This is a genomic window from Pseudoxanthomonas sp. OG2, assembly GCF_014192765.1.
In the GTDB taxonomy this organism is placed as follows: domain Bacteria; phylum Pseudomonadota; class Gammaproteobacteria; order Xanthomonadales; family Xanthomonadaceae; genus Pseudoxanthomonas_A; species Pseudoxanthomonas_A beigongshangi.
Window position 1 is genome coordinate 1676002 of record NZ_JACHYM010000001.1, and the last position, 24706, is coordinate 1700707.

A 24706-nucleotide genomic window follows, 5' to 3' on the forward strand; every position below is an offset into this window, starting at 1 on the left:
CGAGGGTAGCACGCTCAACGTGAGGAATAGTGAATGTTTTAGGGGCCGGGATTGGGGATTCGGGATACGGGATTCGTGAACAGCGAAAGCTCTGCTTCTGCTTTTGCAAATCCCCAATCCCGAATCCCCAATCCCGGCCCGATCAATACCCATGCACCGGCCGGTGCGCGCGTACCGCCATCACCAGGCCCAGGCCGGCCAGCAGCGAGACCGCCGAGGTGCCGCCGTAGCTCAGCAGCGGCATCGGCACGCCGACCACCGGCAGCAGGCCGGAGATCATGCCGCCGTTGACGATCACGTAGACGAAGAAGGCCAGGCCCAGCGAGCCGGCCAGCAGGCGCGAATAGGTGTCGCGCGCCTCGATGGCGATCCACAGGCAGCGCCCGATCACGAACAGGTACAGCGCCAGCACCACCGCCACGCCGATCCAGCCGAACTCCTCGGACAGCACCGCGAAGATGAAGTCGGTGGTGTGTTCGGGCAGGTAGTTCAGGTGCGACTGCGAGCCCTGCCCCCAGCCCTTGCCCGACAGCCCGCCACCGCCGATGGCGATCTTGGACTGGATGATGTTCCAGCCCGTGCCGAGCGGATCGTTCTCCGGATTGAGGAAGGTCAGGATGCGATCCTTCTGGTAGGGGCGCAGGAACCAGAACCACGCCACCGGCGCGGCGGCGGCCACGCTGCCCACGCCCACGCCCACCCACCACCACGGCAGGCCGGCCAGCAGCAGCGCGAACACGCCGCTGGCGGCGACCAGCATGCCGGTGCCGAAATCCGGTTGCAGCAGGATCAGGCCGGTGGGAATGGCGATCAGGATGCCGGCGACGATCACCGTCCTGATGCGCGGCGGCAGCGGCTCGCGATGCAGGTACCAGGCCATCATCATCGGCAGGGTGATCTTCAGCAGCTCGGACGGCTGCAGGTAGAACACCTTCAGGTCGATCCAGTGGCGGCCATGCTTGCCGGTGCCGATGAACAGCACCAGCAGCAGCGGCAGCAGCGAGGCGATGAACACGCCGGGCGTCCAGCCGCGCAGGCGCACCGGCGATACCCGCGACAAAGCCCACATCGCCACCAGCCCGACCGCGAAGCGCGCGCCCTGCGCCAGCAACAGGCGCGCCCCCAGATCCTCGCCGCCGGCGCTGTACAGCACCGCCAGTCCGATCGCCATCAGCGCGCCGAGCGCGCCCAGCAGCGGCCAGTCCAGGGTGCGCAACAGGTAGCGCAGCAGATCGATGGCCCAGCGCAGCATTTCGATCATGGCGCGCGTCCCGGCAGCGTGGGACCGGCCGGCGATGGCGCGGCGGGCGTGGCCGCGGGCGCATTCGTCGTGGCGGGTGGTGGGGTGCCTGGTGCGGCCGTCACCGGCAGTGCTTCGGGATCGCTGCTCGCCGCTTCCGGATCATCGACCCCCTCCGGCATCTTGCCCAGCATGAAGGCGTCCAGGATCTTGCGCGCGATCGGCGCGGCGGTGGTGCCGCCGTAGCCGCCGCCTTCCACCGCCACCGCGATCGCGATGGCCGGCGCATCGGCCGGAGCGAAGCCCACGAACAGCGAGCGATGGCGCAGGTGCATGGGCAGGCTCTTGGGATTGACCGCGGCGGTGCCGCGCCGGCTGATCACCTGCGCGGTGCCGGTCTTGCCCGCCATCAGGTAGGGCGCGCCACGCGCCATCGAGGCGCCGGTGCCGCCCGGCTGCATGGTCGCCATCATGCCTTCGCGGACGACCTGCACATTGGCCGGGCTCGGGCTGATCGGCAGCGGCGTGGCCACCGGCAGCGGCGTCCACGCGGCGTCGAAGCCGGTGCGCTGATCGCGCACCAGGTGCGGCTGGCGCAGGTTGCCGTCGGCGATCGCGGAGATCGCCCGCACCAGTTGCAGCGGGGTGACCTTCCAGTCGCCCTGGCCGATGGCGATGTTGACGGTGTCGCCGGGATACCAGCGCTCCTTGCGACTCTTGGCCTTGTAGGCGGGCGACGGCAGGATGCCGCTGATCTCGCCGGTCAGGTCGATGCCGGTCGGATGGCCGAAGCCATAGCGGGTCATGTAATCGTCGAAGCGTTCGATGCCCAGATCTAGCGCCAGCCGGTAGTAGTAGGTGTTCACCGACTGCGCGATCGACTTGCGCAGATCGGTCCAGCCGTGGCCGCCGCGATGCGCGTCACCCCAGCCACGGCTGGTGCCGGGCAGGTAGAACATGCCGGTGGACAACACCTTGTCCTCGGGCCGGCGCAGGCCGCTGTCCAGGCCGGCCAGTGCGATCAGCGGCTTCAGCGTCGAACCGGGCGCCACGCCGCCCAGCACCAGGCGGTTGAACTGCGGGCGCGAGGGATTCTCGTTGAGCGCCTTGAAATCCTTGCTGGAGATGCCGTTGACGAACAGGTTGGGGTCGTAGCTGGGCAGGCTGACCATCGCCAGGATCTCGCCGGTGCGCGGATCCATCGCGATCGCCGAACCTTCGTGTTCGCCGAACGCGGCGACCAGCGCCTGTTGAAGTTTCAGGTCCACGCTCAGGCGCAGGTCCGTGCCCGCCACCGCCGGCACCCGGCCGACCACCCGCAGCGCGCGGCCTTCGACGTTGGTCTCGACCTTCTCGTAGCCGACCTTGCCGCGCAGCGCCTCGTCGTAATAGCGCTCCAGGCCGGTCTTGCCGATGTGGGTGAGCGCGGCGTTGCCCTCGCCGAGGACTTCCAGATCCTTCTCGTCGATGCGGCCCACGTAGCCGATGATGTGCGCGAACAGGTCGCCGTAGGGATAGCGCCGGGTCAGGTACGGCACCAGCTCCACGCCGGGGAAGCGCCAGCGATCCACCGCGAAGCGGGCCATTTCCTCTTCGCTGACGCGCAGCTTGAGGGTGATTGGGCGGAACCCGCGCGTGCTCTTGCGAGTGGCCTCGAAGCGTTCGATGTCTTCCGGCGCCAGCGCGATGACCCGACCCAGTTCGGCGATCAGGCGGGCCGGATCGCCGACCTTGTCCGGGGTGACGTCCAGGCGGAACGCCGGCACGTTCTCCGCCAGCAGCACGCCATTGCGGTCGTAGATGGCGCCACGTCCCGGCACCACCGGGCGCGGCTTGATCCGGTTGGCTTCCGAACGCGTGGCGTACTCGTCGTGATCCAGCACCTGCAGCTTGAAGTACCAGCCGCCCAGGCCGATCAGCGCCAGCGCGACCACCGCGAAGCCCAGCATCGCGCGACGCCGGAACTGCTCGGCTTCGGCGTGCGGATTCTTGGCGGCGCGGCGGCTGATCATGGCCGGATCAGTTGCGCCGGCCCTGGCGCAGCATGTCCAGCAGCACGTAGATCAACGGCCACAGCAGCATGCCCAGCAGCGGCGCCCACCAGTAATTCCAGGGCAACCGGGGTTCACCGAGCAGCCAGTGGATGGCCGCGTCGACGATGCGGTCGTTGATGAGCAGGCCGCCGATGGCGAGCGCCTGCTGGGATACCGGGAAGAACCGCAGCTGCAGGCGGAACCGCTGCAGGATGAAGGCCATGATCACCAGCCGCAGCGCCTGTTCGCCCAGCAGGCTGCCGAACATCACGTCGGCGATCACGCCCACGCCCATCGCCAGTCCCAGGCCGGCGCGCTCGGGGGTTTCGATCACCCAGTAGGCCAGCACCAGCGCCAGCCAGTAGGGACGCAGCGGCTGCAACATCTCCGGCAAGGGCAGCAGGCCCAGCAACAGGGCGACGATGAAACTGAGCGGCAGGATCCAGCCGCTGCGGATACGGCTCATCGGGCAGGCTCCGTGGCCGGAGTGGCCTGACTGGCCGACGGCGGCGGCGTCTGCGGGGAGGGCGCGGCGCTGGTGCGCGGCGGATTGGCCGATGTACCGGCGGGTGAAGGGGTGGTCGTTGCCGTGCCGACGGAGCCGGGTGTCGCGGCACCGGCCGCGTTGGCGGCGCCGCCCGTTGCCGGCGTCACGCCGTTCACGGCCGGCGTGACCGGCACGCTGTCCGGATCGACCGGTGCGTTGGCCGGACGCGTGGCCGGCAACGGCAGGCGCAGCGGCGGCGCCGAGCGCAGCAACAGGACGTCGCGGCCGCGATCCAGTTGCGCGGCCGGGCGCACGTCGCCAACCAGGAAGGCATGGCTGTCGTCCGGCCTCAGGGCGGCGATGGTCCCGACCGGGAAGCCGGCGGGGAACCGCCCGCCCAGGCCGGACGTGACCACCACGTCACCCACCTTGACCCCGCTGTTGAGCGGGATATCGGCCAGTTCCAGCAGATCGCGGCGGCCGCGCCCGTAGGCGATCAGGCGTACGCCGCTGCTGGCGACCACCACCGGCACCGCGTGATCGGGATCGGTCAGCAGCAGGACGATCGCATGCGCCGGGGTCACCTGCGTGATCTGTCCCATCAGGCCGCCGGCGTCGATGACCGGCTGGCCGATGCGCACGCCATCGCCGCTGCCGGCATCCAGCACCAGGCGCTGGCGGGTGGGATCCAGATCGATGTCGAGGATCGGCGCCAGCTGCACGTCCAGGCCACGACTCTCGGCCACGCCCAGCAACGCGCGCAGCTGCATGTTGTCGGCCGCCGCCGTGCTGAGCCGGGTCAGGCGGGCATTGGCCACCAGCAGCTCATTGCGCAGCTGGCGGTTTTCCTCCATCAGCCGGGTGCGGGTCACCGCATCGTCCTTGACCCGCGTGCCGACCCGCCCGGGCAGGCCCGCCAGCCACCACAGCGGCTGGGTCACCACGCTGACCTGCGCACGCGCCTGCGACAGCCAGCCGCCGCGGTGATCCAGCACGATCAGGGCGATCGCCAGCGCCAGATAGCCCAGCAGGCGCAGGGTGCTGGCGACTTCTCCGGGGCGGGAGGCGACGGGAGGACCGGCGTAGGCAGGCATCAGGGCCGGGAATCGGATGGGGGGAATCGGGAAAGCCGGAATGCGCGCGGGCGGCATTCCGGGTCGGGAGTCGTTGCGGGTGTTTCAGATCCCCGTCGCGAAAACGGCGGGTGGACGCGCGAACCGGAACCACGGAAAGAACAGACACCCATTCCCCGCCCCCGGTTCCGCATCCCCAGCCTCATTCCGGCGCGAAGAACTCGTTGCCGTGCATGTCGACCAACTCCAGGGCGCGGCCGCCGCCGCGCGCCACGCAGGTCAGCGGATCGTCGGCCACCTGCACGTGCAGGCCGGTTTCCTCGGAGATCAGGCGATCCAGGTCGCGCAGCAGGGCACCGCCACCGGTCAGCACGATGCCGCGTTCGGCGACGTCGGCGCACAGCTCCGGCGGGGTCTGTTCCAGCGCCAGCTTGACCGCGCTGACGATGCCCGACAGCGGCTCGTGCAGGGCTTCCAGCACTTCGTTGGAGTTGATCTTGATCATCTTCGGCACGCCCTCGGCGAGGTTGCGGCCGGAGATTTCCATTTCCTGCAGCTCCGGTTGCGGGTAGGCGCAGCCGATTTCCAGCTTGATCCGCTCGGCGGTGGCTTCGCCGATCAGCATGCCGTGGTTGCGGCGGACGTAGTTGGTGATGAATTCGTCGAAGCGATCGCCGCCGATGCGGACCGACTGCGAGTAGACGATGCCGTTCAGCGAAATCACCGCCACCTCGGTGGTGCCGCCGCCGATGTCGATGACCATCGAGCCGCGGGCCTCGGTGACCGGCATGCCGGCGCCGATGGCGGCGGCCATGGGTTCCTCGATCAGGTAGACGTCGCGGGCACCGGCCTCCTCGGCCGATTCCTTGATGGCGCGGCGCTCGACCTGGGTGGAGCCGGCCGGCACGCATACCAGCACGCGCGGGCTGGGGCGCAGCACGCGCGACTTGTGCACCTTCTTGATGAAGTACTTGAGCATCGCCTCGGTGTAGGTGAAGTCGGCGATCACGCCGTCCTTCATCGGCCGGATGGTGGTGATGTGGCCGGGGGTGCGGCCCAGCATCTGCTTGGCCTCGGCGCCCACCGCGGCGACCGAACGGGAGCCGCCGATCGCCCGGTCCTGGCGCACCGCCACCACCGACGGTTCGTTCAGCACGATGCCCTGTCCGCGTACGTAGATGAGGGTGTTGGCCGTGCCCAGGTCGATGGACAGGTCGTTGGAGAACATGCCGCGGAGCTTTTTGAACATCGGGGAGTGGGTCCTGCTGGTGGCGGATCGCGCAGCGGGGCTGGCGATTTTTTGGGCACGAAACGAAGTCGGCTAGCCTAGCAACCCGCCTGTGCGCGGGCAAGGAAAAATCTCGTGAAAATGCGGGGAAAAACGCGCATGGCGACGGTTCGACCGATGCGGATGGATACCGCCGGCGGCCTCCACGTACGGTTCGCCGGGGGCGGATCAAGACTGGCCCCGCGCGCCCTCAGCCGGTAACCTTCGCACCGGCCTGCCCGAACCGGGGTGGCCGTCCCGTTTTTTTCGACCGGCCAGGCATGGCCGGCCGCCGTCCACCCGCCGAGCCTTGCCGATGTCCGCACTGATTTGTGGTTCCCTCGCCTACGACACCATCATGGTGTTCCCGGACCAGTTCAAGAACCACATCCTGCCGGACAAGGTGCACATCCTGAATGTGTCCTTCCTGGTCCCGCGCATGCGCCGCGAGTTCGGCGGCTGCGCCGGCAACATCGCCTACAACCTCAAGCTGCTGGGCGGCGACCCGATCCCGATGGCCACGGTGGGCCAGGACTTCGGCCCGTACCGGGAGTGGTTCCAGGAGCAGGCCATCAACCTGAGCCAGGTCAAGGTGATCGAGGAACTGTTCACCCCGCAGGCCTTCATCACCACCGACCACGACAACAACCAGATCACCGCGTTCCATCCGGGCGCGATGATGCGCAGCTACGAGAACCACGTGAAGGACGTGCCCGGGGTGACCTTCGGCATCGTCAGCCCGGACGGGCGCGAGGGCATGCTGCAGAACGCCGCCGAGTTCGCCGGGGCCGGCATTCCCTTCATCTTCGATCCCGGCCAGGCCATGCCGCTGTTCAACGGCGAGGAACTGCGCCAGTTCATCGAACTGGCCGACTACGTGACCGTCAACGACTACGAATCCAACCTGCTGCAGGAACGCACCGGCTGGAGCGAAACCGACATCGTCAAGCGGGTCAAGGCCTACATCACCACCCGTGGCCCGCACGGCTCGCAGATCCACACCCCCGACAAGACCTACGACATCCCGCCGGCCCACGAGCGCCGGGTCACCGACCCGACCGGCTGCGGCGACGCCTTCCGCGCCGGCCTGATCTTCGGCATCGAGAAGGGCTACGACTGGCTGACCATCGGCCGCATGGGCAACCTGATGGGCGCGCTCAAGGTCGAGCACCCCGGCACCCAGAACCAGCGCTTCGACTTCGACGAGTTCAACGAGCAGTTCAAGCAGCAATTCGGCTACTCGCTCTGATTCCGGCGCGGCCGGGATGCATCCCGGACCTGGTCCACGGCGGCGGGATGAAATCCGTCACCATTCCGGCGTAAGGTGATGGCGAAGGGCGGGTAACACGACCGTCTGCGCAAGGCGGCAATGACAGGTACGCACGCAGGACATCCCCGCAAGGGGAACTCCCAGGACACCACTCCGGCGGTTCCGCCGTCCCGTTTTTCCCTCGTTTTCCGCCAGTTCGCGGCCGCCGCCGGCATCGGCCTGCTGGTGCTGGTCGCTTCCTGGCTCGGCATCCTCAGCCGTCCCGAGCACCAGCTGGCCTCGTTCTGGCCCACCAACGCCTTACTGCTGGGCGTGTTCGCGCGCCGGCCCGCGCTGGCGACCCCGCTGGGCTGGCTCGCCGCGGCGGCCGGTTACCTGGGCGCGGACCTGCTCACCGGTGGCAGCCTGTCCGCCACGCTGCGCCTGACCGGCGCCAACCTGGCCGGCGTGGCGGTCGGCTGCCTGCTGTTCCACCGGTTCCGGCGCGAGGATCTGGGCCTGCAGCGCGCGCAGTCGATGCTGCGGGTATTGATGGTGTGCGCCGGCGCCGCCCTGGCCGCCGCGCTTTCGGGCTGCCTGATCGCCCGCTCGCTGATCGGCGCCGACCTGGTCCAGGCCATCGGCATCTGGTTCTCGGCCGAACTGGTCAGTTACGTGGCGCTGGTGCCGGTGATCCTGCTGCTGCCCTCTCCGCGACAGCTGCGCCACGCCTGGCGCGAACCGCTGGCGCGCTTCCTGAACATGCCCGGCCACCGCCTGCCCGCGTTGTCCCTGCTGCTGACGGTGCTGCTGGGCGTGGCGATTGGCGGTCCCGGCGCGATTGCCTTCCCGGTGCCGGCGCTGCTGTGGTGCGCACTGAGCTACCGGCTATTCACCACCGCGACCGCCACCGCCCTGCTGTGCATCTGGACCCTGGTGGGCATCGCCAATGGCTGGATCGACCTGCACGTGCAGGACGACATGGCCGCGATTGTCTCGATGCGCATCGGCATGGCGCTGGTCGCGGTGGCGCCGCTGACCGTGGCCGGCGCCCATGCCGCGCGCAACCGGCTGCTCAACGCGCTCAACCATGCCGCCAACCACGACGCGCTGACCCAGACGCTCAGCCGCAGCGCCTTCGAGCGCCGCGGCGAGGCCGCGCTGGAACGCGCCCGCACGCAGGGTGGCGGTCTCGCCGTGCTGATGGTGGATCTGGATCACTTCAAGGCGATCAACGATCGCCACGGCCATGCCGCCGGCGACACCGTGCTGGTCGCCTTCGCCGAACGCGCGCGCGGACTGCTGCGCGAAGGCGATCTGCTGGGCCGTTTCGGCGGCGAGGAATTCGCCATCCTGGCACCGGGCGTCGGCGAGCGCGACGCGCTGCGGCTGGCCGATCAACTGCTGCGCGTGTCCGCGCAACCGTTCGCGCTCGAAGACGGCCGCCGCCTGGACATCACCATCAGCATCGGCCTGGCGATGCAGCCGCCGCTGACCGACGGCGCCTCGCTGGAAACCCTGCTCAAGCGCGCCGATCGCGCGCTGTACCAGGCCAAGTTCAATGGCCGCAACCGGATGGAACAGGCGCCATTGCCGGCGTCGGAGTCCTAGGCTCCCGGGTACGAGACGGACCGCGGCAAGCGCGGGATCACTCCCAACCGGGCATCTGGCTGCCGTCCAGGCCGCTGGTCTCGAACACCGCCTTGCGGGTGCCGCCGGCTTTCACCGGGAACTCGATTTCCAGCATCCTGGTCTTGCCCGCCAGTTTCCACAGCGCGTTCTGGTCGGTGATGAACATGGCGATCGCCTCGTCGGTGTCCGGGCGCCAGGCATCCATCGCCCGGGCCGGCGCGCCATCGGCGGTCACCTTGACCTTGCAGCCGCCCGGGCAGCGGAAGTCGCTGGCCTGCAGGACCAGGTAGCTGCTGCGCTTCCACTTGGGATGATCGCGGAAGATCAGCTGCACCGGCTTGGCGCCACTGCCGTCCACGTCGACCGGATCCTTGCTGTGGATGGCGGCGGTGCGCTGGGTGCCGCCATCGGTGGCGATCTGGGCGTAGTCCCACAATGCCTGCAGGCGGCGCTCCTCGCGCGCGCCCTCGGCCTTGGCCTTCACCTCTTCCAGCAGCGGCTTGATGCGCGTGGCCGCCTGGGTGTCCGGATACTGATCCAGCAGGGCCACGCCATGGATGCGCGCCATTTCCCAGTCGCGCGAGGCCTGTGCCGCATCGAACTTGCCGGCCAGCTGGGTGGCCGCCTCCTCGTTGGCGGCGGCCTGGGCCTGCGCGGCGGCGCGCTGCTCGGCCTCGCGGTCACCGCAGGCTGACAGGGCCAGGACGCTGGCCAGCATGGCCGGGACGATCAGGGTGCGTTTCATCGGGGGACTCCGTTGCGTATCAGGTAATCGACCGCGGCGGCGACGTCGTCGGGACGTTCCATGATCGACATGTGGCCGCAGTCGGACAGCCGCACTTTAACCGCTTGCGGGATGCGTTCGGCGTAAAGCTCCAGCGCGCTCGGATCGATCACCCGATCCTGCGCGCACCACAACAGCAGCGTGGGCTGGCGGACGTGTGCGGCGGCCTGTCCGGGCAGGAAGGCTTCCGGCCCGCGGCCGATGCGATCCAGCACCGCCTGCTCGAACGGCGCCTGCGCTCGGCGCCAGTCGATCAGGCCGCGCGAGGCCGGCCAAGGAATCGACGGTTTGGCTTCCTCGCGGTGGAACACGGTATCGAGGTAGCGCTTGAGCGAAGCCTCGTCATGCACCGCGAACGGATTGTGTCCGGCCAGCACCTGCTCGCCGAACACGTTGTCGCGGAAGCGCACCCCGGCCGCATCGATCAGCGCGACCCGGTCCACCAGATCCGGACGATCCGCCGCGGTCAGGGCGACGATGCCGCCGCCCATCGAATGCCCGAGCAACACCAGCGGACTGCCGGGCCGGCGCGCGACCCGGGCGATGAACTCGGCCAGCCGCCGGTTCTGCGCGTCGAAACCGTAGTCCTCGCCCGCCTTGCGTTCGCTCGCGCCCCAACCGGGCAGATCCGGAATCACCACCCGGTACTGCCCCACCAGGCGCTCGGCCAGCGGATACCAGTTTTCCTTGCTGCCGGTGAAGCCGTGGATCATCACCAGCGTCGGCGCGGCCGGGTCCTTCGCTCCGCGTTCGGCATAGGCCCAGCGATGCCCGGCCACCCCGGCGTGATGCAGGCTCAATCCCGCCATCCAGCGCTGCCGCGCCAGCTCGCCGCGCACCAGCACCATCGGATCGCGCCATACCCAGATCAGCAGCGCGCAAACGAAAACGGCCGCCGTGACGGCGACCGTTTTCCAGGAGATGCGTGGGCGACGCATCGCTTACTTGCTTTCGCCCGCCTTGGCCTTGGCCAGCAGGGCCTCGACCGACGCGGTGGTGATCGGGTGGTAGCCCGGCTTGGCGCGGGCGAAGCTGTCCTCCGCGAAGGCCAGGCCGTCCGGGGTTTTCACCAGTTCCTCGTAGATCGGCATGATCAGCTTGCGGCGACCGACGCGCTCGATGAACTTGCCCAGCTCCGGGCGCGCATCCAGGTAGCCGCTGCGCACGGTCAGCGGGTACCAGCGCATGGCGATCTCGCCATTCTGGGTGCCGGTGAAGTGGTAGGCCTTGTCCAGCTGCGCCAGCTGTTCGACGGTCAGCTTCTCGCCCATGCCGTTGATGAAACTCACCCACTGCTGGGTCACCCAGCCCGAGGTCACCTGCGGGTTCGGCAACTGGCCGCTGCCCAGCCAGGCGATGCGCGCGGTGTCGGTATTGGAGAAACCGCGCGACTGCGCCTTGGCGGCGAACTTGGGAATACCGGGTTCGTTGAGCCAGGCGTTCAGTTCGGCCTCGGTCACCGCGTTCGGGTTCTTCGGCAGCAGGTTCTTCTTCAGGTACTCGACGAACTGGTCGGTGGTCGCGCTCTGGAAGGCGTGGTCGTCGAACCAGCCACGCAGGAACGGGTCGAAGGTGGCGCGGCCGAAGCGTTCTTCCAGGAACTTCAGGAACCAGGCGCCCTTGACGTAGGCGACCTGGCTCAGCGAGTCATCCGGATCGCGGTCGGTCAGCGGCGGCAGCGCCAGCGCCTGATCGGCCGGCGACATGTTCTTCACCTCGTCCAGCAGTTCGGTCTGGTCGATCTGTCGCTCCATCTCGGCCAGTTCCTTGCCGTACAGCGCCTCGGTGATGCGGTCCTGCACGTAGGTGGTGAAGCCTTCGTTGAGCCAGATGTCCTTCCAGCTGGCGTTGGTCACCAGGTTGCCTGACCAGCTGTGCGCCAGCTCGTGCGCGATCAGCGAGACCAGCGACTTGTCGCCGACGATCACGGTCGGGGTGGCGAAGGTCAGGCGCGGGTTCTCCATGCCGCCGAACGGAAACGACGGCGGCAGCACCAGCATGTCGTAGCGTTCCCAGCGGTACGGGCCGTACAGCGATTCGGCCACGCCGATCATCTTCTCGGTGTCCTCGAACTCCTTGGTCGCCTTCTCGACCATCGACGGTTCGGCCCACACGCCGCTGCGGTTGGAGATCGGCTTGAACACCAGATCACCGGCCGCGATGGCCAGCAGGTAGGACGGAATCGGCTGCGGCATCTTGAAGCTGTAATCGCCATCGCGCGACGCGGCGGGATCGTTGTCCGCGCTCATCAACACCATCACGTCCGGACGCGAGGTCACGTGCGCGCTGTAGGTGAAGCGCACGCTCGGGGTGTCCTGCAGCGGCACCCAGCTGCGCGCGTGGATGGCCTGCGACTGGCTGAACATGAAGGGCAACTGCTTGCCTTCGGTCATCGACGGCGCCAGCCACTGCAGGCCCGACGCCTGCGGCGAGGTCTTGTAGGCGATGCGCACGTGCGCGTTCTGCGCCGGCGCCTCGATGGTCAACTTGCTGCCGAAGATTTTGTCGGCCTGCGCCAGGTTGAACTGCAGCGGCGCCCAGGCGCCGGCGGCGTCCTGGCCTTCGACCTTCTCGATGCTCAGGTCGCGTGTGTCCAGGACCAGCTGCTTGGCCGCCTTGTCCTTCCATTCCAGGGTGTAGCTGGCAGTGCCGCCGAGTTGCTTCTGGTCGAAATCGACCGCCAGATCCAGCGCCAGATCCTTGATGACGACCTTGGTCGGCTCGGCGTAGGAGCTTTCGTCGTGGCTGCGTTCGGTCTTCACGGCGGTCGGCGCGGGCTTGGCGGCGGGAGCTTCGGGAGCGGGGGCGGATTCTTGGGAGCAGCCGGCCGCCAGCACGGCGGCGCAGGACAGGGTCAACAGTACGGCGCGCATCAGGGATTCCTGCGACAGGGAAGCGGCAAGTTTACCCGCCCGCGCGGCGGATGCCTTGATGCGGCGCAGCTTGGGGATGGCTCCAGAAGCAAATCCCCCTCGGTCCCCCTTTTCAAAAGGGGGAGGAAAAGCCAGTCGCTGCAAGCACGTGACGACGTGATAGCCCCCTTTTAAAAAGGGGGCGGGCACCCGCGCCAGCGGGTGACGGGGGATTTGGCTCTTTGCGGAAAAAGGAGCGTCGCCCTTAAACCTTGTAACCCGTATGCACTGCGACGATGCCGGCGCTGAGGTTCTTGTAGCTGGCGCGGGCGAAGCCGGCTTCGTCCATCATCGCCTTCAGCTGTTCCTGCGGCGGATGCTTGCGGATGCTCTCGGCCAGGTACTGGTAACTGCCGGCGTCGCGGGCGAACAGCTGGCCCAGCTTCGGCAGCACCTTGAACGAATGGAAGTCGTAGACCGGCTTGAACCACTCGGCGGTCACTTCCGAGAATTCCAGCACCCGCGCCTGGCCGCCAACCTTCAGTACCCGATGCATCTCGCGCAGCGCGGCATCCTTGTCGGTGACATTGCGCAGGCCGAAGGCGATCGTGACCAGATCGAAACTGCGGTCGGGGAACGGCAGCGCCTCGGCGTTGCATTGCACGTAGTCCATGCCCGACACCAGCCCGCGATCGGTCATGCGATCGCGGCCGACCGACAGCATGCCGGCGTTGATGTCGCCAAGCACGATCTCGCCGGTCTCGCCCACACGATCCTTCAGCAGCGCGGCGATGTCGCCGGTACCGCCGGCCAGATCCAGCACGCGATCGCCGCGCTTGACCTGGCAGGTGCCGACGAAATAGCGCTTCCAGATCCGATGGATGCCCAGGCTCATCAGGTCGTTCATCAGGTCGTACTTGCCGGCGACCGAGGTGAACACCTCGCCGACCAGTTTCTGCTTGTCCCGGGCGTCGACGTCGCGGAAACCGAAATGGGTGGTGCCTGATTGGTAGGGGGATTCGCTCATGGGACGGATTATCGCACCGTCCGGGGGGATCTTGCCGGCGCGGCCGTGGGACAATACCGTGGTGACAACGCCATTCGTCTTCCAGAGGATGCCGACCCGCCCGTGAGCAGCCGCTATACCCCCCGCGAATGGCTGCCGCACGAGCGCCCCACCTTCCCCGGGTCGCCCTCCACCCCGCTGCACCCGGTCCGCCGGCGCATCCAGTTCGCCATCGTCGGCGTGGTGGTCGCGCTCACCGGCGGCCTGAGCAACGCCCTGGTCACCGCCAACCTGCTGAACCTGCAGGGCACCCTGGGCGCCTACGCCTGGGAAATGGCCTGGCTGCCGGCGGCCTACGTGATGACCAACGTCTCGGCCAATCTGCTGCTGGTCAAGTTCCGCCAGCAGTACGGCCTGCGGCTGTTCACCGAGATCTTCCTGGTGCTGTACGCGCTGATCGCGTTCGCCCACCTGTTCGTCAACGATCTCGGTTCGGCCATCGCGGTGCGCGCCGCGCACGGGCTGGTCGGCGCGGCGCTGAGCACGCTGGGCCTGTACTACATGATCCAGGCGTTTCCGGCGCGGATGCGGCTCAAGGCGGTGGTGATCGGGCTGGGCATGAGCCAGCTGGCGCTGCCGCTGGCGCGCATCTTCTCCACCGAACTGCTGCAGTATGGCGAATGGCGCGGCCTGTATCTGTTCGAATTGGGCCTGGCGATCGTGGCGCTGGCCTGCGTGCTGGTGCTCAAGCTGCCGCCCAGCGATCGCACGAAGGTGTTCGAGAAGCTGGATTTCCTGACCTTCTCCCTGTTCGCCGGCGGCGCCGCCTGCCTGGCCGCGGTGCTGTCGCTGGGCCGCTATCTGTGGTGGACCGAGAATCCGTGGCTGGGGGTGACCCTGGCGATGGCGGTCGTGCTGCTGATCAGTTCGGTGGCGATCGAGCATTACCGGAAGAATCCGCTCATCAACACCCGCTGGCTGGCCAGCGGCACGATGATGCGGCTGGCGCTGTCCATCGTGCTGATCCGCATCGTACTGTCCGAGCAGAGCATCGGCGCCGTGGGGTTCATGCAGAACCTGGGCCTGAACAACGACGAATTGCACACGATGTACGCGTGGGTGCTGGTCGGCTGCGTGGCCGGCGTCGCCGTCAGCGCGCTGACCATCCGCCCGCAGCACACCGGCCAGCACCTGATGTTCGCGGTGCTGCTGATCGCCACCGGCGCGTTCATGGACGCGCATTCCAGCAACCTGACCCGCCCCGAACAGATGTATTTCAGCCAGTTCCTGCTGGCGTTCGGCAGCACCTTCTTCATCGGCCCGGCGATGATCAGCGGCATCGGCGCGATCCTGTCCCAGCCCGGCAACCTGATCAGCTTCGTGGTGCTGTTCGGCATGACCCAGAACATGGGCGGCCTGCTCGGCTCCGCGCTGCTGGGCACGTTCCAGGTGGTGCGCGAGAAATTCCATGCCAGCCAGCTCGCCGAGCACATCACCCTGCTGGATCCGCAGGTGGCCGCCCGCGTGCAGGGAACAGCGGCCGGCTATGCGCACACGCTCGGCGATCCGGTCCTGCGCAACGCGCAGGGCATGCGCGCGATGGGCGCGACCGTGACCCGCGAGGCCAACGTGCTGGCCTACAACGATGTCTTCCTGGTGGTGGCCTGGCTGGCCATCTTCACCCTGCTCTGGATCTACGCGGACCTGTGGTGGCGACGACTGAATCCGCCGCCCCCCACGCCCGCACCGCCTTCGCCTTCCCCTTCTCCACGGCCGACGCAAGCATGAACACAGCCGCCAATCCTCCTCCCGATGCCGAACCGGCCGCCCGCCAGGCCGCACGCCGCCGGCGCCGCCTGCTGGGCCTGACCGGATTCGCACTGCTGGCCCTGCTGGGCGTGGGCGTGGTGCTCTACGCCTGGCAACTGCCGCCCTTCACCAGCGCGCTCCAGACCACCGAGAACGCGATGGTGCGTGGACAGACGACCCTGATCAGCCCGCAGGTCAGCGGCTACGTCACCGACGTGCCGGTGCAGGATTTCCAACATGTGCGCAAGGGCGCGCTGCTGGTGGCGATCGATGATCGGATCTACCGGCAACAGCTGGACCAGGCACGCGCGCAGTTGCAGTCCGCCGAGGCCAATCTCGCCAACTGGACCCAGCAGCACCGCAGCGCCGAGGCCAACGTCGCCCAGAGCCGCGCGGTGATCGCCAGCAACGCGGCGCAGGAACGACGCACCCGTTCGGCGCTGCGGCGCGCGGATCAGCTCGCCCACGAGCATCTGCTTTCCGAGCAGGACCGCGATACGGCCTTCGCCGCCAACGCCCAGGCCGAAGCCAACCTCAGCCAGTCCCGCGCCGGGCTGGAGGTCGCACGCCAGGGCGTGCGCAGCGTCGACGTCAACCTCGCGGTGCTGGAAGCGGCGGTCGCCAGCGCGCGCGCGGCGGTGCAACTGGCGCAGATCAATTTCGACAACACCCGCATCCACGCCCCGCGCGACGGCCAGCTCGGCCAGGTGACGGTGCGCCAGGGCGCTTACGTCACCAACGGCACCCAGCTGATGGCGCTGGTGCCGGACACGATGTGGGTGATCGCCAATTTCAAGGAAACCCAGATGGCGAAGGTGCGGCTGGGCCAGCCGGCCAGCTTCACCGTCGATGCGCTCGGTGGGGAACGCCTGCGCGGGCGCGTGCTGGAGATCTCGCCCGCCACCGGTTCCGAGTTCAGCGTGCTGCCGCCGGACAACGCCACCGGCAATTACGTGAAGATCGCCCAGCGCATTCCGGTGAAGATCGCGATCGATTCCGGCCAGGCCGCCGCGGCACGACTGCGTCCGGGCATGTCGGTGGTGGTCAGCGTGGACACCGCCGCCGCGGACCGCTGAGCGGCGCGTACATCAGCGGATCCGGCGAGGATCGCGGAAGGGCTTGCGACGAAGCAGCGGCGGACGCGCGCCGATCCGACCCGGGCCGGCGACCGCAGGCGCGGGCGCACTGGCCGGCGGCGTGCCCACCCGCGCGGGCAACGGCCCGCCGGTGACCTGCCCGCCCGCGGTCAGCGTGACCAGGAATCCCCGCGCGGTGGCGCCGTCCACGCGCAGCCGGTAGCCACCATTCGGCGCGGACCACGTCTCGCCCACCTTGAACATCGTTCCCTCGTTGTTGGCCACGTTCGCCGGCGGCATGTCGGCGTCTTCGCTGTAGGCGGTGCCGCCGCGCACGCGATGCACGATCACCGCACTGCCGGCCAGCGCCGCCTCGTAATTGCCCGACCGGCTGCGCGCCTCCAGCGTGTACGAAACCGTGAGCGCGGGATCGGCCTGCTCCGGCGTATCCAGCACCACCAACTGGCGACCGGTGCCATCGGCCAGGGCCGCATACTCCAGCTCGAACTGCCAGCTGCCCGTAAGCGTGGCGGGAACCACCCATTTGCGCGCGCCCGCCACCCAGCCCAGGCGGTCCCGCTGGATCATGTTGATGTGCTTGGGCCTCGTGCCGTAGACCGGATCGGCGACCGCGTTGCGCCAACCATCGCTCATCACGTCCCACGGATTGTCGTAGGTATCGTCGTCGCCATCCGAGTTGTCCGAATGCGGCAGCCCGTAGCCATGCCCCATCTCGTGCGCCAGCGGCGCGAGATTGGCGAACGACCACGGTGGATTCCAGGTGGTGCGCGGGCATCGGCGCGCACCGTCCATCACCGCGCACGCGCCGCCTCCCCAGGCATAGCCATCCAAATCGCCGTTGAACATCATGTTGATGCCCTGCGTGCCCGCGAAATCCACCTGCGCGTCCGCGGCGGCGACGCAATCCTGGAACAGGCGATCCAGATCCGCCTCGTCCTTCCCCTCGACCGTGGTCACATAGCTGGATCGCGGATTGGGCAGGCTGAACCAGCCATAGGCCGAACTGCCCGCCAGGTTGATCTGGCCATAGGAGACTTCGCTCCAGTAGTGGCCGAGCTGCCCGATCGCATTGCCATACTGGCTGGTGAAGAACGCCCGGTCCTTCTGCTCGGTGGCGATGTCGGAGAACTTGCACATCAGGGTCACCCAGCGGGTGTTGCCCATCACCGCGGCCGCGGCGGCAACCTGCTTGCCGCCCAGTACGGGCGCCGCCTGGGCCAGCCGATCCGCGGGCACGATCGCATCCACGAAGCGTTCCCGGGCGGAGACACCTCGCGCCTGCGCCGGCAACGAAACCGCGACCCGGCGATTGGCCAGCGCATACAGGTCCACCGCCGCGCGTTTGGCTTGGGCAGGATCGAGCGGGATACGGCGGCCATCATCAACCAGCAACACCGCACGCAGCCGCGCGGGGGGCGCTTTCTGCTGGCGCGGCACGGGCGCGGGATCGCCCCAGTGCAGCGCCAGGCGTCCCTGGACGATGGTGGCGCCTGCGGCCTGCGCTTGCGCATGGGCCGCGCCCAGCACAATGCCCAGCGCGACGATGCAGGCGGACCACGCGGTCTGCCAGCGCGACCGTCGACTACGGTGTTTCATGGCTTCTCCCCTTGTCGCCGGTGCCCCGGCCGCAGCCGGGGCGGTGCGGGACCCCACGCCCGTTCCGGCCTCCGAGCATGGCAGTATCACGCCCTGCCCGCCACCCGGAATCGTCCATGTCCATCGACTATCGCGCATTGCTTGAGACCGCCATCACCGAAGCCCGCCAGGGCCTGGCCGAAGGCGGCATCCCGATCGGCGCGGCGCTGTACCACGACGACGGTCGCCTGCTTGGCTGCGGCCACAACCGCCGCATCCAGGAGAACGATCCCTCCGTGCACGGCGAGACCGATGCCTTCCGCAAGGCCGGACGCCAGCGCCGCTACCGGGACACCATCATGGTCACCACCCTGGCACCGTGCTGGTACTGCAGCGGGCTGGTGCGCCAGTTCAACATCGGCACGGTGGTGGTGGGCGAATCGGTAAACTTCCGCGGCGGCATCGACTGGCTGCGCGAGAGCGGCGTCAACGTCATCGACCTGCGCAGCGAGGAATGCATCGCCCTGCTCGGCGACTACATCCGCGCCAACCCCGAGGTGTGGAACGAGGACATCGGCGAGGATTGAGGGCCGCCGGCGGCCCGGCCGTCCCCGGGCGGCCACCCGGCATTGCCGCAGCGTCATCGGGGCGACACCGGATGCAGACCCGGAATGAACGATCGGCCTGCCATAGTCCAGTTCGTCCCGGCCACGGCCGGGCCACGGTGTCATCGGGCAACACCACTCAATCAAGGGAGTCGACTCATGAGCACCCCCACCCTCGTCCTGGTCCATGGTTTCTGGGGCGGCGCGGCGCACTGGCGGAACGTCATCCTGGAACTCTCGCGCAAGGGGCACGACCGCATCCGCGCGGTCGAACTCCCGCTCACCTCGCTGGCCGACGACGCCGAACGCACCCGCAAGATGGTCGCCCAGCAGCCCGGCCCCGTGCTGCTGGTCGGGCATTCCTACGGCGGCGCGGTGATCACCGAGGCTGGCGACCAGCCCAACGTCGCCGGCCTGGTCTACATCGCCGCGTTCGCCCCGGATGCGGGCGAAAGCCCGGGCGGCATCAGCCAGGCGCATCCACCTGCCGCGATTGCCAACCTCGCACCCGACAGCGACGGCTATCTGTGGATCCGGTACGACAAATTCCACGAGAGCTTCTGCCAGGATCTGGATGCCGACGACGCACTGGTCATGGCGATAGCGCAGAAAGCACCGTTGGCGAGTACCTTCGGCGACACCGTCACGGCACCGGCCTGGAAGAAAAAACCCAGTTGGTATCAGCTCTCGACCCAGGACCGCATGATCCATCCCGACAACCAGAAGCACATGGCCGAACGGATGAATCCGCGCGCGCTGCTGGCGCTGGATGCCAGCCACGCCTCGCTGGCCTCGCAGGCCGCGGCGGTGGCCGGATTGATCGACGAGGCGGCGCGGACGGCCGGCTGACGGGTTCGTCTCCAGGTTCCGGGTTCCACGAACGAAAACGGGCGGCGCATCCGCACCGCCCGTTCCGAAGATCGCCAGGCCGCCGCGAACGACGGCGATTCACGTAGTTACAGGATGTACCGGCTCAGATCCGGATCCTGCACCAGTTCGCCCAGGTGCGAGTCGACGTAGGCGCGGTCGATGGACACGGCCTGGCCGTCACGGTCGGGGGCTTCGTAGCTCAGGGTATCGAGCAACCGTTCCAGCACGGTGTGCAGGCGGCGCGCGCCGATGTTTTCCTGGCGCTCGTTGACCTGCGCGGCGATCTCGGCAAGGCGATCGACGGCGTCGTCGCTGAAGTCCAGCGCCACGCCCTCGGTCTTCATCAGCTCGACGTACTGCTTGGTCAGCGCCGCCTTGGGCTCGGTCAGGATGCGGATGAAATCCTGCTTGGACAGCGCCGACAGCTCCACCCGGATCGGGAAGCGGCCCTGCAGCTCCGGAATCAGATCGCTGGGCTTGGCCAGGTGGAACGCGCCGGAGGCGATGAACAGGATGTGGTCGGTCTTGACCGTGCCGTACTTGGTGCTGACGTTGGAGCCTTCCACCAGCGGCAGCAGATCGCGCTGCACGCCCTCGCGGCTGACGTCGCCGCCACCGATGTTGTCACCGCGCTTGGCGACCTTGTCGATCTCGTCGATGAAGACGATGCCGTTCTGCTCGCAGGCTTCGATGGCCGCGGTGCGGATATCGTCCTCGTTGACCAGCTTGGCGGCCTCGTCCTCGATCAGCTGCGGACGCGCGGCCTTGATGGTCACGGTGCGCTTGTGGGTCTTGGCGCCGCCCAGGTTGGAGAACATCTGGCGCAGCTGCTGGCCCATCTCTTCCATGCCCGGCGGGGTCATGATGTCCACGCCGACATTGGCGGCCAGCTCCAGCTCGATCTCGCGGTCGTCCAGCTCGCCGTTGCGCAGCATCTTGCGGAACTTGATGCGAGTGTCGTTGTCCTGCGCCGACGGCTCGTTGCGCGCGGCTTCCGGATCGAAGCCGACGCCGACGCTGCGGCGCGGCAGCAGCGCGTCCAGGATGCGATCCTCGGCGCGCTCCTCGGCCTGGGTGCGCACGCGCACCTTGGCCTGCTCGCGATACATCTTGACCGCGGTGTCGGCCAGATCGCGCACGATCTGCTCGACATCCTTGCCGACATAGCCGACCTCGGTGAAACGGGTCGCTTCGACCTTGACGAACGGCGCGTTCGCCAGCGTCGCCAGCCGGCGCGCGATTTCGGTCTTGCCGACGCCGGTGGGGCCGATCAGCAGGATGTTCTTGGGCATCACTTCATTGCGCAGCGCCTCGGGCAGCTGCATGCGGCGCCAGCGGTTGCGCAGCGCGATGGCGACCGCGCGCTTGGCCGAATGCTGGCCGACGATATGCCGGTCCAGCTCCTGCACGATCTCGCGCGGGGTCATGGTGGAAGATTCGAGATTGGCCATGGGGGATTCGTGATTCGTGGGAAACAGGGAATGAAAGAGGACGGGAGGACCAGGATCCGGACCCGCTTCCGCGAATCCCCAATCCCGAATCCCCAATCCCGGAACTAGAGCTCTTCAACCACCACGTTGCGATTGGTATAGATACAGATATCGCCCGCGATGTTCAGCGCCTCGACCGCAATCGACTTCGCATCGAGCTGGGTGTGCGCCAGCAGCGCGCGCGCGGCGGACAACGCGTAGGAACCGCCCGAACCAATCGCGATGATGCCGTCCTCCGGCTCGATGACATCGCCGGTGCCGCTGATGATCAGCGAGGTTTCCTTGTCGGCCACCGCCAGCAGCGCTTCCAGCTTGCCGAGGCGGCGCTCGGTGCGCCAATCCTTGGCCAGCTCCACGGCGGCGCGCTGCAACTGGCCGTGCTTCTCGAGCTTGGCCTCGAACAGTTCGAACAGGGTGAAGGCGTCGGCGGCGGCGCCCGCGAAGCCGGCCAGCACCTGGCCATCGCGGCCCAGCCGGCGCACCTTGCGCGCATTGCCTTTCATGACGGTATGCCCCAGCGTCACCTGCCCGTCACCGGCCACGGCGACATGACCGTCGCGGCGGACCGAGATGATGGTGGTGGCGTGGAACACGTTGGGATTCTGGCTTGGGTCCATGGAGGCCTCCGGGGGGTTCTCCCTGAGGTGGGGACGCCCGGGGGTGGATCAAGCGTGACTTCTGGGGAGGGGTAAGCCCCCTTGACCAGCCATTCGGCTGCTGAAAACGAATAAGGAGCGGACGCCCGCGTCAGCGGGTGAAGGGAGTTTGCTTCTCCGCGCCAAAAGCAAATCCCCCTCAGTCCCCCTTTTTCAAAGGGGGAGGAAAAAGCAGCTTGTGGGAGGGAATAGCCCCTTTGACAAAAGGAGGCAAAGCAGCTTGTGAAAAGGAACAGCCCCCTTTGAAAAAGGGGGCGGGCGCCCGCGTCAGCGGGCGACGGGGGATTTGCTCTTTGCGCAGAGAAGGAAAGCCCCTCAATGCTTCTTTTTCGCTTCAACAGCCGACCAGCTGGTCAAGAGGAGGCAAAAAAGCAGCTCGTGAGAAGGAACAGCCCCATTTGAGAGAGGGAGGCCAAGCTCACCGCTTCCGCTTCGCCCTCGGATGCGCCGCGTCATACACCTTCGCCAGATGCTGGAAATCCAGATGCGTGTAGATCTGGGTGGTGGCGATGTCGGCGTGGCCGAGCAGTTCCTGCACGCCACGCAGGTCGCCGGAGGATTCCAGGATGTGGCTGGCGAAACTGTGCCGCAGCATGTGCGGGTGCACGTGCTTGAACAGGCCCTGCCGCTGCGCCAGCTGCTTGAGCCGGATCTGCACGGCGCGCTGGGAAATCGGACCGCCGCCGCGACCGGGAAACACGTGCGCCTCGCTGGTGCCGCCCTGTTCGGCGCGCCACGCCTCCAGCGCGTTGCGCGCGTGGGAGCCGACCGGCACCTTGCGCTCCTTGCTGCCCTTGCCAAGCACGGTCACGAAGCCGGAAGCCAGATCCAGATCGCGCCAGCGCAGCGCGCACAGCTCGCTCAGGCGCAGGCCGGAGGAATAGAACAGTTCCAGCAACGCGCGATCGCGCAGGCCCAGCGGCACGTCGGTCGGCACTTCCACCAGCCGCGTCGCCTCGTCGGCGTCCAGCACCTGCGGCAGCTTGCGCGGCGCCTTGGGTGCGCGCAGTGCGGCGGCCGGGCTGGCGGCGATGCGCCCGTGTTTCAGCAACCACTGGTAGAAGCTGCGGCAGGCCGACAGGCGGCGTTGCAGGCTCTTGGGTGACAGCCCGCGACGGTGCTCGCTGGCAACGAAGCTGCGGAGTTGCTCGGTGTGCAGTCCGACCACGTCTGCCTCCTGCGCGGCGGACCACGCGGCGAGCGCGGTCAGGTCGCGGCGATAGGCATCCAGCGTATGCGCGGACATGCGCCGCTCGACCCGCAGGTGGGCAAGGAATTCCTCGACGACACCGACCGGTTCGCCAAGACCGGCTTCGCCCTGGCGAGTAGCCGGTGCGGGCTCGATATCCGACTTATGTTGACGGTTCCTGCTCATCGACTGCCGCGCCAGCGTCCCGCGCAATGGATTCCAGCATACGCCGGAATGACGGATCGGAGAGTTGGACGAGGCGCCGGGACGCCTTGGTCCTCAGCCCTCGAATCGCTTCAGTGCCGTGGTCAGCGCCTCGCCCATCATGCGCAGGAACAGCGTGCCCATGCCCGGGTAGAAACGGTTGCCGTCCAGGCTGCCGACCGCCACCAGGCCCACGCCCGGCAAGGGCAGCAGGGCGGAAGACTGCACTTCCTCGGCGCGGGCGGCGTATAGCACGACGTTCTTTTCCGGCTGCAGGCGGCCACAGATCGGCTCGCCGTCCTTCAGGCAATCGCGGAACGGCGCCAGGATGGCGTTGCCTTCGGCAATCACCTGCAACCATTCCGCCTCTTCCAGGCCAGCCACCGGCTTGAGCAGCACGATGCTGACGCGGTCGCCGTTGAAGTCCTCGGCCAGCGAGGCGGCCATCGCGCGCAGGGTGTCTGCGGCGCTGTTCTGCTTGAGCAACGACAGGGTCAGCTGGTGCGTGCGCACCGCCAGCCGCTCGTTTTCCTGCGCGTTGGCGAACAGATCGTTCAGGCGCTTGGACAACTCGCGGTTCTTGTCGCGCAGCACTTCCAGCTGGTAGCTGGCCAGCGAGGCAGTGCGACCATCGTCGCGCGGCACCACCATGCTCAGCGCCAGGTCCGGGAACTGCTTCAGGAAGGTGGGGTGGCGGCGCAGCCAGGCGGCGATTTCGTGGGCACCCAGCTTCTCGTTCTCGTTCATGCGTTCCATTCCCCTTCGAATACGAATGCGGTCGGACCGGACATCACCACTTCGGCATCGTCCGCCGGCCATTGGATGTGCAGGTCGCCGCCCGGCAGCGATACCGTCGCGGCGCGATCGATGCGGCCACGCTTCATCAGCACCACCGCGGCGGCGCAGGCGCCGCTGCCGCAGGCCAGGGTCTCGCCGACGCCGCGCTCGTAGACGCGCAGGCGGATGCGGTCACGCGCGACCACCTCGGCGAAACCGACGTTGACCGACTCCGGAAACCACGTCGACTGCTGCAAGGCAGGGCCGACCTTCAACACCGGCGCGTCGGCCACCGAGGGCACCTCGACGACCGCATGCGGGTTGCCCATCGACACCGCGCCGAAACGCAGTCGCAGGTCCTCGTCCAACCGCACGTCGTACTCGTCCTGCACCTGTTCGAACCCGGCGAGCGGAATCCGCGCCGGCACGAACTGCGGCACCCCCATGGCGATGGCATAACGATCGCCGCCCAGGTGTTCCACGTCATGCGTGGTCAGCGGACTGTCGACCCGGAAGCGCTCGCCGCTGGCGACGCCGTCGCGCACCAGCCAGGCCGCCACGCAGCGCGCGCCGTTGCCGCACTGCTGCGAGGTGGAGCCGTCCGAATTCCAGATCCGGTAGGACGCCACCGCGCCGGCGCTGCGCGGCGGCTCGATGGTCAGGATCTGGTCGCAGCCGACGCCGAAGTGGCGATCGGCCAGGCGCGCGGCCAGTTCGGGCCCCGGAGGCGGGATGTCGCCGCGCAGATCGAGCACGACGAAGTCGTTGCCCGCGCCGTGCATCTTGGTGAAGGAAATCATCGCCGAGGCCG

Annotated in this window: 21 protein-coding genes; 6 read left to right on the top strand and 15 right to left on the bottom strand. The window is 68.0% G+C overall.

Annotated features, from left to right (window positions below):
* Positions 1–142: 142 nt before the first annotated feature.
* From rodA to FHW78_RS07955, 5 genes are all read right to left on the bottom strand, one after another.
* Positions 143–1261: a rod shape-determining protein RodA gene (rodA, locus tag FHW78_RS07935; protein WP_183639383.1), complete on the bottom strand. Its 1119-nt coding sequence runs from the start codon at positions 1259–1261 to the stop codon at positions 143–145.
* A complete protein-coding gene (gene mrdA / locus FHW78_RS07940; protein WP_183639384.1) occupies positions 1258–3252 on the bottom strand; it encodes a penicillin-binding protein 2 in 1995 nt (664 codons plus the stop codon). Before mrdA ends, rodA begins: the two co-directional genes overlap by 4 nt.
* A gap of 7 nt (positions 3253–3259) precedes the next feature.
* Positions 3260–3739: a rod shape-determining protein MreD gene (mreD, locus tag FHW78_RS07945; protein ID WP_183639385.1), complete on the bottom strand. Its 480-nt coding sequence runs from the start codon at positions 3737–3739 to the stop codon at positions 3260–3262.
* On the bottom strand, positions 3736–4854 hold the full coding sequence (mreC, locus tag FHW78_RS07950; RefSeq protein WP_183639386.1) for a rod shape-determining protein MreC: 1119 nt from the start codon (positions 4852–4854) through the stop codon (positions 3736–3738). The genes mreD and mreC overlap by 4 nt, the downstream gene beginning before the upstream one ends.
* A 181-nt stretch (positions 4855–5035) precedes the next feature.
* A complete protein-coding gene (locus FHW78_RS07955) occupies positions 5036–6082 on the bottom strand; it encodes a rod shape-determining protein (protein ID WP_141455404.1) in 1047 nt (348 codons plus the stop codon).
* Between the two features lie 334 nt (positions 6083–6416).
* Between FHW78_RS07955 and FHW78_RS07960 the strand changes: the two genes are divergently transcribed.
* Positions 6417–7349, top strand: a complete 933-nt coding sequence (locus FHW78_RS07960) for a carbohydrate kinase family protein (RefSeq protein WP_141455403.1) — start codon at positions 6417–6419, stop codon at positions 7347–7349.
* Between the two features lie 120 nt (positions 7350–7469).
* The gene (locus tag FHW78_RS07965; RefSeq protein WP_183639387.1) at positions 7470–8960 is read left to right on the top strand and encodes a sensor domain-containing diguanylate cyclase; all 1491 of its coding nucleotides are present in this window, start codon (positions 7470–7472) and stop codon (positions 8958–8960) included.
* A gap of 37 nt (positions 8961–8997) precedes the next feature.
* On the opposite strand, the gene FHW78_RS07970 is transcribed toward FHW78_RS07965, so the two are convergent.
* The 4 genes from FHW78_RS07970 to ubiE form a co-directional block, all read right to left on the bottom strand.
* Positions 8998–9726, bottom strand: coding sequence for a hypothetical protein (locus FHW78_RS07970; RefSeq protein WP_183639388.1), 729 nt, complete (start codon positions 9724–9726; stop codon positions 8998–9000).
* Positions 9723–10703, bottom strand: coding sequence for an alpha/beta hydrolase (locus tag FHW78_RS07975; RefSeq protein ID WP_183639389.1), 981 nt, complete (start codon positions 10701–10703; stop codon positions 9723–9725). The genes FHW78_RS07970 and FHW78_RS07975 overlap by 4 nt, the downstream gene beginning before the upstream one ends.
* A gap of 3 nt (positions 10704–10706) precedes the next feature.
* Positions 10707–12638, bottom strand: a complete 1932-nt coding sequence (locus FHW78_RS07980; RefSeq protein ID WP_183639390.1) for a M1 family metallopeptidase — start codon at positions 12636–12638, stop codon at positions 10707–10709.
* A gap of 244 nt (positions 12639–12882) precedes the next feature.
* Positions 12883–13644 carry a bifunctional demethylmenaquinone methyltransferase/2-methoxy-6-polyprenyl-1,4-benzoquinol methylase UbiE gene (ubiE, locus tag FHW78_RS07985; protein WP_183639391.1) on the bottom strand — a complete coding sequence of 254 codons (762 nt, stop codon included), beginning with the start codon at positions 13642–13644 and terminating at the stop codon, positions 12883–12885.
* 102 nt (positions 13645–13746) lie between these two features.
* Between ubiE and FHW78_RS07990 the strand changes: the two genes are divergently transcribed.
* Both FHW78_RS07990 and FHW78_RS07995 read left to right on the top strand, forming a co-directional pair.
* Positions 13747–15411 (top strand): MFS transporter, encoded by a 1665-nt coding sequence (locus tag FHW78_RS07990; protein ID WP_183639392.1) that lies wholly within the window; start codon positions 13747–13749, stop codon positions 15409–15411.
* Positions 15408–16508 (top strand): HlyD family secretion protein, encoded by a 1101-nt coding sequence (locus FHW78_RS07995; protein WP_183639393.1) that lies wholly within the window; start codon positions 15408–15410, stop codon positions 16506–16508. Before FHW78_RS07990 ends, FHW78_RS07995 begins: the two co-directional genes overlap by 4 nt.
* A gap of 12 nt (positions 16509–16520) precedes the next feature.
* Here the strand turns inward: FHW78_RS07995 and FHW78_RS08000 are convergent, their stop codons facing one another.
* Positions 16521–18125: a hypothetical protein gene (locus FHW78_RS08000; RefSeq protein WP_183639394.1), complete on the bottom strand. Its 1605-nt coding sequence runs from the start codon at positions 18123–18125 to the stop codon at positions 16521–16523.
* Positions 18126–18241: 116 nt separating this feature from the next.
* On the opposite strand from FHW78_RS08000, the gene FHW78_RS08005 reads away from it, so the two are divergent.
* Both FHW78_RS08005 and FHW78_RS08010 read left to right on the top strand, forming a co-directional pair.
* Positions 18242–18691: a nucleoside deaminase gene (locus FHW78_RS08005; RefSeq protein WP_183639395.1), complete on the top strand. Its 450-nt coding sequence runs from the start codon at positions 18242–18244 to the stop codon at positions 18689–18691.
* A 177-nt stretch (positions 18692–18868) separates the two neighbouring features.
* Positions 18869–19558, top strand: coding sequence for an alpha/beta hydrolase (locus FHW78_RS08010; protein WP_183639396.1), 690 nt, complete (start codon positions 18869–18871; stop codon positions 19556–19558).
* Between the two features lie 107 nt (positions 19559–19665).
* Here the strand turns inward: FHW78_RS08010 and hslU are convergent, their stop codons facing one another.
* From hslU to dapF, 5 genes are all read right to left on the bottom strand, one after another.
* Complete coding sequence (hslU, locus tag FHW78_RS08015; RefSeq protein WP_183639397.1) at positions 19666–21030, bottom strand: ATP-dependent protease ATPase subunit HslU; 1365 nt, start codon at positions 21028–21030, stop codon at positions 19666–19668.
* Between the two features lie 104 nt (positions 21031–21134).
* Entirely contained in the window at positions 21135–21686 is a 552-nt protein-coding gene (gene hslV / locus FHW78_RS08020) for an ATP-dependent protease subunit HslV (protein WP_141455391.1), read from the bottom strand.
* A gap of 457 nt (positions 21687–22143) precedes the next feature.
* Positions 22144–23100, bottom strand: a complete 957-nt coding sequence (gene xerC / locus FHW78_RS08025; RefSeq protein WP_183639398.1) for a tyrosine recombinase XerC — start codon at positions 23098–23100, stop codon at positions 22144–22146.
* Positions 23101–23193: 93 nt separating this feature from the next.
* Complete coding sequence (locus tag FHW78_RS08030; RefSeq protein WP_183639399.1) at positions 23194–23874, bottom strand: DUF484 family protein; 681 nt, start codon at positions 23872–23874, stop codon at positions 23194–23196.
* Entirely contained in the window at positions 23862–24695 is an 834-nt protein-coding gene (gene dapF, locus FHW78_RS08035) for a diaminopimelate epimerase (RefSeq protein WP_255443263.1), read from the bottom strand. The genes FHW78_RS08030 and dapF overlap by 13 nt, the downstream gene beginning before the upstream one ends.
* Positions 24696–24706: the final 11 nt, after the last annotated feature.